Source organism: Ectobacillus sp. OTK, assembly GCF_059698935.1.
Map to the genome: position 1 here is coordinate 4,224,535 of NZ_AP048547.1, position 11,730 is coordinate 4,236,264.

The following is an 11,730-nucleotide window of genomic DNA, read 5'->3' on the forward strand; positions in this document are numbered from 1 at the left end:
TCATGTATTCACAAGAAACGAAACTAGCTCAAATTGGAAACCGCAGCGAAACGGCTACAGGAGCAGTTAATCCACCTGTTTATTTTTCTACTGCTTATCGTCATGAAGGAATTGGACAATCTACTGGCTTTGATTATATTCGCACAGGAAACCCGACAAGAAAAATTTTGGAGCACGCTATTGCTGATCTAGAAGGCGGCGATCAAGGCTTTGCATGCAGCTCTGGTATGGCTGCCATTCTTGTTGTTCTCTCTCTGTTTAAAACAGGAGACGAAATGATTGTATCTAAAGATTTATACGGTGGAACGTACCGTTTATTTACAGAGCATGAAAATAAATGGGGTGTTCGCTTTAAATATGTTGATACGCATAACCTAGCGGAAGTGGAAGCGGCAATTTCCGAAAACACAAAGGCTGTATTCGTGGAAACTCCTACCAATCCTTTAATGGAAGTAACTGATATCTCCGCTGTCGCAAAAATCACGAAAAAACATGATCTTCTTTTAATTGTAGATAACACATTCTATACGCCAGTGCTGCAGCAGCCTATTTTACTTGGTGCAGACATTGTCATCCATAGTGCTACAAAATACTTAAGCGGACATAATGATGTATTAAGCGGTTTGATTGTGGCAAAAGGCGAGGAGCTATGTCAGCAAATTGGTTATTACCATAACGCATCTGGCGCTGTATTAAGTCCGTTTGATTCTTGGCTTGTGATTCGCGGGATGAAAACATTGGCTCTTCGTATGAAGCAGCATGAAGCAAACGCAAAAGCGATTGCGGCATTTTTAGAAGATGCTGACGGCATTACAGATGTCTTATATCCAGGAAACGGAGGTATGCTTTCCTTCCGTTTAGCGGATGAAAGCTGGGTCAATCCGTTCTTACAGTCCTTAAAGCTTATTACCTTTGCCGAAAGCTTAGGCGGTGTAGAAAGCTTGATGACCTATCCAGCTACGCAAACACATGCAGAGATTCCGGAAGAAATTCGCTCAGCGCGCGGCGTGTGTAATCGCCTGCTTCGCTTCTCTGTCGGAATTGAAAATGCAGAAGATTTAATTCAAGATTTAACGCAAGCTCTTATCGCAGTGCGTGAAGGGGTGAAAGCATGACAAGATACGAGCAAGATACACTGCTAATTCATAACGGTTTTAAATACGATCCAGGTACAGGAGCTGTGAGCGTTCCGATTTACAACTCCTCTACGTTCCATCAGCTTGATGTAGATGGATTTGGGAAATATGACTACAGCCGCTCCGGCAATCCGACACGTGAGGTGCTCGAAGAAACAATCGCGCTTTTAGAAGGCGGTGTGAGAGGCTTTGCATTTGCATCCGGCATGGCAGCAATCTCAACTGCATTCCTTCTTTTATCTCAAGGAGACCATGTTGTCATTACCGAGGATGTATACGGCGGAACGTACCGCGTTGTAACAGAGGTATTAACGCGCTACGGCATTAGCCATACCTTTGTCGATATGACCGACTTAGAGCAGGTAGAAGCGGCAATCCGTCCAAATACAAAGGTCATTTATATGGAGACGCCTTCTAATCCGCTTTTGAAAATTACGGATATTCGTGCGGTATGCGAAATCGCCAAACGAGCAGGCGCGTTAACATTTGTAGATAATACCTTCCTAACGCCGCTTTCACAAAAGCCGCTTGAGCTAGGAGCAGATGTTGTACTTCACAGCGCAACGAAGTTCCTTGCCGGGCATAGCGACGTGATGGCAGGCCTTGCGGTTGTAAAGGATGAAGAATTGGCAAAGCGTCTCTACTTTTTACAAAATGCGTTTGGCGCAATTCTCAGTCCGCAGGATTCTTGGCTTGTGCTGCGCGGCCTAAAAACGCTTCATGTCCGCCTGCAGCACTCCGTTGCAGCCGCTGAAGCAATTGCCGCATATTTACAAGCACATCCAAAGGTGAAGCACGTCTATTATCCAGGACTTGCTGATCATCCTGGACATGCTATCCAGTTTGCGCAAGCAGCAGATGCAGGTGCTGTTTTATCCTTTGAGCTTGAAAACGAAGAAGCGCTTCGGCAATTTCTTGCACATGTTAAGCTTCCAGTTTTCGCAGTCAGCCTTGGCGCTGTAGAATCGATTCTTTCATACCCTGCTAAAATGTCGCACGCTGCGATGGGGCAGGAGGAGAGAGAAAAACGCGGCATCTCCGCTTCTCTTCTTCGCTTGTCTGCAGGACTCGAAAATCCGAACGATCTCATTCGCGACATGGAGCAAGCACTTGCGGCAGTTAAAGCATCCGCTGTATCTCTTTAATCTAAAACCCGGGGAAACCTGGGTTTTTGCTTTTATTCAAAAGATAAAGCTCCTGTACTTTTCCTTCTAACCGATTGTCCTATGAACCTCTCCCCTGCGCTCTCCTTGAGGAAGGAGGGTTCTTTCGAAATCACGTTAAAAATTAGACACATTCCAGTGTGCAAAATTACTCGAAAAATAGATAAAATAAAAACACATGTAAAGTCTCTTATTTTACTATTAAAATTTCACAATCCTCATTTTCAGCCAAATTAGCCGGTTTTCTCCCTTTTTCCTGATTTTATAAAATTCCTTTTTACATTTCCTTCTCTTTTTTTACATTTTCTTTATTTTTAAATTTTTTTTTTGCAAAACCCATTCTATTCATCTTAAAATTTTGTTATGTATATTATGTGCTATACTTGCAGCATATACGGAGACGGAGGTGGAAGACATGTTGGAAATGTTCCAAGAAGAATTAGAAGTCTATGAAAATAACGCAGAGCTACTAAAGGTTCTCGCACACCCAGTACGTCTGTGCATCGTGAAAGGATTGATTGAGAAAGGAGCTAGCAATGTATCTACTATGTACACTTGCTTAAATATGCCGCAATCTACGATTTCACAGCATCTAGCTAAGCTAAAAAGTGCTAAAATCGTAACAAGCGAACGAAAAGGGCTGGAAATTTATTATGACGTACAAAATGAAAAAGTAATCCAACTCATTCAAGTACTATTTAATTAAGAAAAATCAACACTCCTATTTGTAACAGAACATACTTACTTTTGTAGCAGAACATACTTACTTTTGTAGCAGAACATACTTACTTTTGTAGCAGAACATACTTACTTTTGTAGCAGAACATACTTACTTTTGTAGCAGAACATACTTACTTTTGTACTTTTACATTTTCTTATCTTAATGCAAAGATGATTATAATGTAAAAGCGCAGAGCTGTCTCTACGCTTTTAATTATTTATCCCCTCCTCCGCCTGCCGCCAGGCTGTGCCTGTTACATGTTTGAGGAGGGGGAATTTTTTTGCACTTTAATAAGGTATCAATTTCCGGATAGAAGCAAATTCAGCGCATCAGGAAATTTTAGGAATAAAGTATCAGTGCAACTGAGCCTCTGTCTTTGCCTAAAGACTTGTCAATCGGCCATTTTTCTTTTCATTTCGTTAAAACGACATGGAGCAAACAGCAAAGTCCATATAACGTTCTAGATGCAGCTGTGGAATGCCCTTTTGCTGAATCAGTACATCAAAGGCATCACTCATCCCGCCGCTTAAAATCAAAGAACGAATGGCACGGTTTTGCTTGTTTGCTTCTGAAAAAGGATTTCTATCCTGATGATTTACAAGATGCTGTAAAATACCCGTGCTAAGGAGAAAGGAGCGCTGTTTCATTCGAAGCAATGTATGTAATCCGGCATCCTCCCCCGCCAGGCGCAGCTCATCCCAGTGAATATGCGCCGTCAAATCCATCTCACCAGGACGTTCAAGCGGATTACGGACGAGCTGATGCTCATAATACCCGCGTAAGCTTCCTTCTCGGCGGCTGGGATGCATCCACTCTTCATTTGTGTAACCATAATCAATAGTCACGAACACAGCTCGTTTTACACGCCTGCTAAGCTCTTGCACAAATCGCCCCATCGCAAGCGGAATTTCAAAACGCTGCCCGTTTTTCAAATGCAAGCTGTGCCTCTCCAAGTACTGAACGATCTCTTTATTTTGCAGCGGATGCATTACTTCCTTTAACTGATGATCCTCCAGGCTGACATATACCTCCCATAGTGCACCATCCTGCTGCTCCACCACTTCCACTGGAAACGCATCGTACAGCTCGTTGGAAAATACAATCCCTTCAAGTCCCTCAGGTACATCAGCAAGAGAAGCATACTGCGCCACATTTCCGAACGATGAGAGCATCGCAAGCTGCATCTTGCGATGATAAGGACTCGTCTCAATGATGATATAGCGCAGCTTCGAAAAGGAGTCAGGCTCACTTGTGCTCCACTCAGTCAATACATCGCGGGCAAACCTGCCCGTGCCTGCTCCAATCTCGTAAATGATCGGCGGTACAATTCTATCTGATACAAGACGCATGAAAAATCGGGCAAACTGCTTAGCAAATATAGAAGACACATTACTGCTTGTAAAAAAATCTCCTGCTCTTCCTATCTTTTCCTTCTCTTTCATATAGTACCCATATTCCGGATGATAAAGAGCAAGCTCGATAAACGTGCTATAGGGAATAGCGTTTTCTTTCCGCTCTCGCATAGCTTCCTTTAAAATATCCCGCATCGCGTCTCCCCTTATTTCAAAAACGGATTGTTTGCTTTTTCAAAGCCAATGCTCGTCTTAGGGCCATGACCGCTGAGCACTACTGTATCATCTGGTAATGAAAAAAGCTTGCTTTCAATACTCATTATCAGCTCATTAAAGCTGCCGCCCGGCAAATCGGTCCGTCCAATGCTCATTTGAAACAGAGCGTCCCCGGAAAATACTGCACCAGCTTCCTTGCAGTAATACGAGACGCTTCCTGGAGAGTGTCCTGGTGTCTCCAGTATAGTAAACGTAAATGAGCCAATTGTCAGCTCTCCCTCTCTTTCAATCAGCCGATCTGCAGGCTTTGTTGTAATTTCGCGGTTTGTCATAAACATATATGAGCCGTTTAACTCGGGGTCAGATAGCCAATATTGCTCTTCTTTATGTAAATAAACAGGAATCGTATAGGTGTCACGCACATCATCTACTGCGCCAATATGGTCAAAATGAGCATGTGTTAACAAAATCGCAAGCGGCGTTAGCCCCTCCTGCTGCAGGTAGCTAATCAGCTTCTCCCCTTCATGCCCTGGATCAAAGATTACACACTCCTTTTTCTCATTACGCAGCACGTATGCATTTGTTTGCAGCGGTCCTAGGGGAAGCTGTCTCCATTTCAATTTCATGTATATTTCCTCCAAACCTGTATTTTACTTTCATGATACACCATTTTCTCTCTGCATGGAACGGCAGGGATCGCCTAATCCATATCTGTTCGATTGAACGGAGTTCTTAGGAATCAGAATCTCCCGCCTTCGGCCACCGGAAGTCCCCTTGTGGGAAAGGAGCGTTAGCGAGTAGGCGGAGGGCAGTTCAAAAATAAAACGAGTCACAGGAGCTGCATATTTGTCAGCGGTTTCACCTCGACATTTTTTGGAAAACCATGTACAATGAAAAAAGAGGGAATATTTTTACAACTCCCGTATGCAAAGAGGTGGGAGAGCAGAGGGGGATATATATGGGCCTTGTAGTGATTTTCGCGCTAGTAACGCTATTGGGCGTATTCGCGACGCTCAAAACCTTCAAGGACAAGAATATGCTAGGAGTAGCCTTCTCCGCAGCAACCTTTCTTGTTTTCGGCTGGTTTACGATCATGACTGTACTCAATAACGGTTACCCGCCGGCACACTAATCAGAAAAGCGACCTCAGCCTGCTTATGGCAGAAATTTCGCAGTAAGCAGGTCAAGGAAGCTGTACATCGTTTTTTATCTAATATATTAAAGGGCTCTGGTTCTTCAGAGCCCTTTTAATATAGCATTTTATGCTGCCTGCTTGTCCGTTTGCTCCCCTCAAAAAAACGAAGCAAATCACCATAAATAATTCGATCCGAATACTGCAGCTCCGTCTTAGCGCGTTCAATGTAGGGCGCACAATTCTCAAACAAGGCAGGCGAAGCTGTTTGTTTGTCGTAGCAAACACCGCGCGTGTATACGTATCGGTCTAAAATAAAGCTGCCATCGCGCAGCACTGTAAATGATTCCTTGTCCGGTGAAAACACATCTTCCCCAAAATGAATATCTCGTTTTTCGTCAATGCCTAACAAATGCAAAAGTGTCGGCTTCACATCTACTTGCCCTGCTATGCGGGAAATGGTTGCACCTTCATGTCCCGGTATATGAATGAGCAGCGGAACACGCTGCAGTTGAAGCTGATCAAAGGGAGAGATTGTTTCTTTTCCTAGGTATTGAGCCATTTCCTTATTATGGTTCTCGGAAATTCCGTAATGATCTCCATACAAAACAAGCAATGTGTGCTCATATAGCCCTTCTTCCTTAAGCTGCTCTACGAGGTACCGAATAGCTTCATCTGTATAGCGAACCGTTGCAAAATATCGCTTTAGCGTTCCATCCGTCAAGTTCACTCCTTGAATAAGCTGGTCCTGCGCTTGCAGCTTAAATGGGAAGTGATTGGTGAGCGTAATACATTTCGCATAAAACGGCTGTGGAAGCGACTTGATATAAGCAATCGACTGATCAAAAAACTCCCGGTCCTTTAGCCCCCATCCAACGGAGTTATCCGTATTAGCTGTATAATATGCACCGTGAAAGTAACGGTCATAGCCAAGTGACGGATACATCAAGTCCCGATTCCAAAAGCTTTTGTTATTTGCATGAAACACAGCGGAATAATAGCCGTGTCCCTTAATAATTTCCGGAAAAGCAATAAACTCGTTGCCGGAATGAGTAAAGAACACCGCTCCTCTATCTAACGGAAATAATGAGTTCTCCATAATAAATTCCGCATCGGATGTCTTCCCTTGTCCCGTTTGATGATAAAATTGATTAAAATAATAGCTTTCTCTCTTGAGCTTGTTCAAAAATGGCGTTAATTCCTGTCCGTTTACCTTGCTGTCAATAACAAAGCTTTGTAGAGATTCCATTGAAATGATTAGAATATTTTTTCCTTTAGCGCTTCCAAATAGACGCGCTTTCGGTCTCTTTTTATGTATGGAAATATAGTTCTCAATCTCTACTAATTTGTTTCCGTCAGCCATAGCACGCTGCACGGACGAACGTGATTGCAGCACTGCATCGTAAATATGGTAATTAAATAGGCCAAGATTTTTAACAAGCATTTCACGGTCAAATGAGCGCGTAAGCAGCTGTGGCCGCTCTAATTCTGCAAGAACCAAATTTACTGCAAACAAAGCCCATACACAAAAAAAATAAACTGCCTTCTCCGCATAAGAAAGATGTACTGGACGTGCAAAAGAAGGGAACCGCCGCACAATTGCTGCAAGCAGCAGCACATCCACAAACATGAAGGCTGTTTGCAAGCTTGTCAGCTCCCGGATGCTGGATCCTAAATCTCCCATATTATTTCCCTGAAACAATACAGGGAACGTGAGAAAATCATGAAAAAAGCTGTAAAATATTATATTTGCGTATAGTATGAGTGACAAAAAAACATTCGTAAGCAGTACAACAAGAACCTGCCATTTTCCTTTCACAAAAAAAGAAAGACCAATAAAAAAGAAAAGCGAGCTTATTGGGCTGACGCATAAAAGCAGCTCCTGTGTCTTATTTTTTAGTTCGATTTCAAATACGCTTTTGCATACGATATATGTTTTTAACCATAGCAGAAAAACAGTTGTCAGCACGAAGCGCCATTTGGTCAGCATCATTCACTCTCCCTTCTTTTTATCCAAAAGAAAAAAGCCTGTGCAGGCTTTTTTCTTTACTTTAATATTTCCCTATTTTTGTTTTTACTAACCAAGCGCCGCCAATCACGCCTGCATCATTGCCAAGCGTAGCAATCGCCAGCTTTGTACTTTTTGCAACACGAGGAAATGCATACATTTCAAAGTAGCGCTGAACCGGTTGCAGCAATACATCTCCAGCTTTTGATACTCCCCCGCCTATCACGACTTTCTCTGGATTTAATGCATTGGAAAAGTTTGCAATAGCCAGTCCTAAATAGGAAGCCACACGGTTAAGAATGCTTTGGGCAAATGTGTCCCCATTACGCGCAGCATCAAATACATCCTTTGCGGTTACTGTACCCGCCTCAGCCAATCTGCCGCGAAGCTCGCTCTCTTCTTTGCTGCTTTGAAGTGCCTCCTTCGCTAAACGTACAATGCCAGTTGCAGATGCCACTGTTTCCAAACAGCCAGTTTTTCCGCAATTACACGGAGCTCCTCCCTCTGGAAGAACCGTAATATGCCCAATCTCGCCGCCTGCTCCGCTTACGCCGTGTACAACCTCTCCGTTAGCGATTACACCGCCGCCGACTCCCGTACCAAGCGTCACACACACAATATCCTTCGCGCCTTCTCCAGCGCCCTTCCACATTTCGCCGATGGCTGCAATATTTGCATCATTATCAACTACAACTGGAAGTCCTGTTTCTACCTCAAGCAAATCCTTGAGCGGATAATCCTTCCACCCTAAATTTACTGCCTCATAAATCAAGCCTGTTGCCATATGTACCGGTCCTGGCGCTCCCATACCGATGCCCGCAAGCTTGCTCTTTTGCTCTCCTAGCTCCTGCAGCTTTTCATCAATTGCCTTTGCAATATCAACAGTAATATGCTTTCCTTGCTCACTAATATTCGTCGGGATTTCCCATTTATGTAAAATCTCGCCGTATACGCTAATAAACGCTAGTTTAATTGTTGTGCCCCCAAGATCGACACCTACTAACCATTTCTCCTGCATGACGCACCCCTTAATGTAATTTGTCTTTTTGTTTTTGAATTTCTTGTTTAAGCACAAACAAAGCCGCTTCATAGTCCTTTGCTTCAATTAGCCGCGCCTCATGCAGCTCATGCAATTCGTCCGCCATCAATTCTAAATCGGCAACACGTTCTCCCGTATAAATGATGGTTCCGAATTTCTTTAATAATTGCTGAATGTCGTAAATGGATGTCAACGCTTCACCTTCCTTCGTGCATCCTGCTCTAAGAAAACGTTCCCATCCTCATTATAAAAAGAACAGAAGGAGGCGTCAATTTACTCTTTATCCATTACGCATATTTATTTATGTTCGGCATTTTCTATCATTTTTCCTTCTGCATTTACAATACACCGCTTCATTCTTGTATCTTTGTCAGCATCTAGACGCCGCCTCCTTGAATGCGCAGACCATAAAACAGCAGGGCACCGACAAACAAAAGGGTAATAAGCAGTGCTGCAGCTTTCCGAAATAACGATCCTTTTTTCTCTGGGACGTGTACAATAACAGTTGCCAAAAATCCCCCGATTAAACCGCCAATATGCCCGGCATTATCAATGCCGGGAACAGCAAACCCAAATAACAGATTGACCCCAATGAGTGTCAGAACGCTTTGCATCATCGTTTTGGAAAATACCTTTGCATACGACGCAGCGATATACAGGAGAGCCCCGAAGCATCCGAAAATGGCTCCTGAGGCACCTGCAGATACACTATCTGAGGACACAAAGCTCAAAAGACTGCCGCAAAAGCCCGCAAACAAATAAACAAATAAAAATCTCATATTTCCTAAAATACGCTCAACCTGACTCCCAATATAGTAGAGTGCTGCCGTATTCATAAAAAGGTGCAACAGGCCAATATGCAAAAACATAGGAGTAAAGAAACGCCACCATTCCCCCTGTAAAATAAGCGGATTATATTTCGCGCCGAATGTAATAAGTGTTGTGGTATCCGTACTGCTTCCAAAGTATTCTAGAACCCCAAACATCATGACTTGAATAGCCGCAAATAGCTTAGTAATGGTTGGACGAGCATAATTTAAAAGGTGCTGCTGCTGCTTTCTCTTCAATTCCAAAAAGCGGTACAGGCGAAGCCGTATTACGTCAGCCGGTTCCTCCTTGAGAGAACATACAGCTGCTGTCTCTGCATCGCTCATTCTTAGCGCCATCTGCATAAAATCGATTTGCCGCTTTTCGTTATGTTCGGTGAAGAATACTGTTCTAACAAAAGCATGGCTTTTTGTATCTGCAACTGCCGCCTGCCAATCATCCAAAGGCTCAAACCGCGAAATATAAATATTGTATACCTTTTTCTTTCCTCGAAACCGTTGGAGCCTCGTCTGTTCAAGCTGCTCCAAATCCTTTCTTACCCAGCTGCTCCAATCCACATCGCAGCGCTTCACGCGGACAATCGCATTGCTTTTAAGTGCTGCGGATTGCAGCCATGCTTCTCCTTGTTCCTCAGAGTAATACAGGAGTTCATACTTATGTAAAGATACGAGACTATAGAGCAGCGCCCAATATAAGGAATCCTGTCGCTGATGCAAGAAATCTCCTCCAATTCCCTTTTTATCGTTTTTAGCCAAGAAGACTCCCTCCTCAATTTGTACAGAGGTGCGACAATACTAACAAATAGGCGGGAGAGTTTAATTCTTATTATTAAAAGTATGCAGTACGTCTCTTAATCAGGATTGTGCGGTCACAAAAAAGCGGAATCGCTCTGTTTTGATCACAAAAGCGGTTATCAAGCACTTCCTTTAGCTAGGAGGGTTCTTTGCTGAAAGGGAAGCTGCTTATGGGAATGAGATATAAAAAAGACAAACCTTCTTAGCGATTTGTCTTTTTGCAGTATTTCCTTATAAAACAGGTGACATCGTCTGGCGAAGCACCTGCACAGAATGAGTAAACTTTTGTTTTTCCTCCTCATGCAAGGTTTGTGCTCCTACCGTTGCATGGCTCCATACAGGCAGCTCCGTATTGCCATGCTCGCCGATAATATAAGCATGGATAGAGGCTATCGACATTCAAATAATCTCCAAGCATGTACCTATAGGTTACTTAGAGGAGAGCCATACGTTACAAGCTGTTATATACCCGCGACTCTGTTACAATTTTCTGTACACGTTTATCATATTCATCCATTGGAATAGAGGCAACAAGCTGCTGAGAATAGGCAAGTGCGATTGTATGACCGCTGTAATGGGATAAAAATCGGTCATAATAGCCTCCACCGTATCCTAAACGATCTCCTTGCTCTGTAAATGCAATGCCTGGCATAATAAGCAGGTCAATCTCATCAGGAGCAATTTCTTTCGTAAGAGCTGGAATCGGCTCCCTTAGATTCATGTATACTTTCTCAAGCTCATCCCAGCGCTGTATTTCACGAAACCTCATTGTCCTGGAAAGCCGCTCGCACTTTGGTGCAGCTACTCTCTTTCCTTCCTGCCAAGCCCGTTCAATGATCTCAAATGTAGAAACCTCTTCATCCACGGAAATCGTAATACCTATCGTACGGGCTTGCTTCCATTCATCCTGCTCATATAAACGACTGGCAATTTGCCTAGACCATTGCTTCCTTTGTTCCTCTGGTATGCACATCATACGCTCCCTTACTTGCTTCCGAAGCTGTTGTTTAACCTCGCTCATCTCACACCCTCCTTTTATCAAGAAAATTGGACATGCCCCGCTTTTGCTCACTCTGAGAGCCAGTTCCACAAAAGCTATGCTTTCTTAAGCTATAAAAAAGAAGCAGTAGGAATTCCTACTGCTTACTTTGTTTCGCGGTGTAATGTCGCTTTTTTATCTCTTGAACAATATTTTTTAAGCTCAAGACGCTCTGGGTTGTTACGTTTGTTTTTCTTTGAGATATAGTTACGCTCGCCGCATTCTGTGCAAGCCAAAGTGATATTTACGCGCATTCTTATTTCCCTCCAGTCATTGTGGCATAAATCAGACTAGACTATGAT

12 protein-coding genes and 1 pseudogene are annotated in these 11,730 nt (G+C 43.3%); 4 read left to right on the forward strand and 9 right to left on the reverse strand.

Translation table 11 applies throughout. The features are described 5' to 3' along the window. Positions 1 to 2: 2 nt before the first annotated feature. From AC6HZ4_RS20955 to AC6HZ4_RS20965, 3 genes are all read left to right on the forward strand, one after another. Positions 3 to 1,115 carry a methionine biosynthesis PLP-dependent protein gene (locus tag AC6HZ4_RS20955; protein ID WP_497491676.1) on the forward strand — a complete coding sequence of 371 codons (1,113 nt, stop codon included), beginning with the start codon at positions 3 to 5 and terminating at the stop codon, positions 1,113 to 1,115. Continuing rightward, positions 1,112 to 2,281, forward strand: a complete 1,170-nt coding sequence (gene metC / locus AC6HZ4_RS20960) for a cystathionine beta-lyase (RefSeq protein ID WP_497491677.1) — start codon at positions 1,112 to 1,114, stop codon at positions 2,279 to 2,281. Before AC6HZ4_RS20955 ends, metC begins: the two co-directional genes overlap by 4 nt. A 433-nt stretch (positions 2,282 to 2,714) precedes the next feature. Continuing rightward, on the forward strand, positions 2,715 to 3,005 hold the full coding sequence (locus AC6HZ4_RS20965) for an ArsR/SmtB family transcription factor (protein WP_497491679.1): 291 nt from the start codon (positions 2,715 to 2,717) through the stop codon (positions 3,003 to 3,005). Positions 3,006 to 3,439: 434 nt separating this feature from the next. Here the strand turns inward: AC6HZ4_RS20965 and AC6HZ4_RS20970 are convergent, their stop codons facing one another. Both AC6HZ4_RS20970 and AC6HZ4_RS20975 read right to left on the reverse strand, forming a co-directional pair. Beyond that, positions 3,440 to 4,567, reverse strand: coding sequence for a class I SAM-dependent methyltransferase (locus AC6HZ4_RS20970; RefSeq protein WP_497491681.1), 1,128 nt, complete (start codon positions 4,565 to 4,567; stop codon positions 3,440 to 3,442). Positions 4,568 to 4,578: 11 nt separating this feature from the next. After that, positions 4,579 to 5,208, reverse strand: a complete 630-nt coding sequence (locus AC6HZ4_RS20975) for an MBL fold metallo-hydrolase (RefSeq protein ID WP_497495792.1) — start codon at positions 5,206 to 5,208, stop codon at positions 4,579 to 4,581. 338 nt (positions 5,209 to 5,546) lie between these two features. On the opposite strand from AC6HZ4_RS20975, the gene AC6HZ4_RS20980 reads away from it, so the two are divergent. Continuing rightward, positions 5,547 to 5,720, forward strand: a complete 174-nt coding sequence (locus tag AC6HZ4_RS20980) for a DUF2759 domain-containing protein (protein WP_497491683.1) — start codon at positions 5,547 to 5,549, stop codon at positions 5,718 to 5,720. A gap of 115 nt (positions 5,721 to 5,835) precedes the next feature. Here the strand turns inward: AC6HZ4_RS20980 and AC6HZ4_RS20985 are convergent, their stop codons facing one another. From AC6HZ4_RS20985 to rpmG, 7 genes and pseudogenes are all read right to left on the reverse strand, one after another. Then, positions 5,836 to 7,713 (reverse strand): LTA synthase family protein, encoded by a 1,878-nt coding sequence (locus AC6HZ4_RS20985; protein ID WP_497491685.1) that lies wholly within the window; start codon positions 7,711 to 7,713, stop codon positions 5,836 to 5,838. 58 nt (positions 7,714 to 7,771) lie between these two features. After that, complete coding sequence (locus AC6HZ4_RS20990; RefSeq protein WP_497491687.1) at positions 7,772 to 8,746, reverse strand: ROK family glucokinase; 975 nt, start codon at positions 8,744 to 8,746, stop codon at positions 7,772 to 7,774. A gap of 10 nt (positions 8,747 to 8,756) precedes the next feature. Next, positions 8,757 to 8,960, reverse strand: a complete 204-nt coding sequence (locus AC6HZ4_RS20995) for a YqgQ family protein (RefSeq protein WP_497491689.1) — start codon at positions 8,958 to 8,960, stop codon at positions 8,757 to 8,759. 184 nt (positions 8,961 to 9,144) lie between these two features. Next, positions 9,145 to 10,350, reverse strand: a complete 1,206-nt coding sequence (locus AC6HZ4_RS21000) for a rhomboid family intramembrane serine protease (RefSeq protein ID WP_497491691.1) — start codon at positions 10,348 to 10,350, stop codon at positions 9,145 to 9,147. A gap of 342 nt (positions 10,351 to 10,692) precedes the next feature. Then, positions 10,693 to 10,816: pseudogene (locus tag AC6HZ4_RS21005) on the reverse strand (L-lactate dehydrogenase); the annotation flags it as partial. A 24-nt stretch (positions 10,817 to 10,840) separates the two neighbouring features. Then, complete coding sequence (locus AC6HZ4_RS21010) at positions 10,841 to 11,410, reverse strand: 5-formyltetrahydrofolate cyclo-ligase (protein ID WP_497491693.1); 570 nt, start codon at positions 11,408 to 11,410, stop codon at positions 10,841 to 10,843. A 122-nt stretch (positions 11,411 to 11,532) separates the two neighbouring features. Continuing rightward, entirely contained in the window at positions 11,533 to 11,682 is a 150-nt protein-coding gene (gene rpmG / locus AC6HZ4_RS21015) for a 50S ribosomal protein L33 (protein ID WP_497491695.1), read from the reverse strand. Positions 11,683 to 11,730 lie beyond the last annotated feature (48 nt).

Coding starts and splice junctions, on each gene's coding strand:
- AC6HZ4_RS20985 (WP_497491685.1), bottom strand. CDS start 7,713: ATGATGCTGACCAAATGGCGCTTCGTGCTGACAACTGTTTTTCTGCTA.
- rpmG (WP_497491695.1), bottom strand. CDS start 11,682: ATGCGCGTAAATATCACTTTGGCTTGCACAGAATGCGGCGAGCGTAAC.
- AC6HZ4_RS21010 (WP_497491693.1), bottom strand. CDS start 11,410: ATGAGCGAGGTTAAACAACAGCTTCGGAAGCAAGTAAGGGAGCGTATG.
- AC6HZ4_RS20970 (WP_497491681.1), bottom strand. CDS start 4,567: ATGCGGGATATTTTAAAGGAAGCTATGCGAGAGCGGAAAGAAAACGCT.
- AC6HZ4_RS20965 (WP_497491679.1), top strand. CDS start 2,715: ATGTTGGAAATGTTCCAAGAAGAATTAGAAGTCTATGAAAATAACGCA.
- metC (WP_497491677.1), top strand. CDS start 1,112: ATGACAAGATACGAGCAAGATACACTGCTAATTCATAACGGTTTTAAA.
- AC6HZ4_RS20980 (WP_497491683.1), top strand. CDS start 5,547: ATGGGCCTTGTAGTGATTTTCGCGCTAGTAACGCTATTGGGCGTATTC.
- AC6HZ4_RS20955 (WP_497491676.1), top strand. CDS start 3: ATGTATTCACAAGAAACGAAACTAGCTCAAATTGGAAACCGCAGCGAA.
- AC6HZ4_RS20990 (WP_497491687.1), bottom strand. CDS start 8,746: ATGCAGGAGAAATGGTTAGTAGGTGTCGATCTTGGGGGCACAACAATT.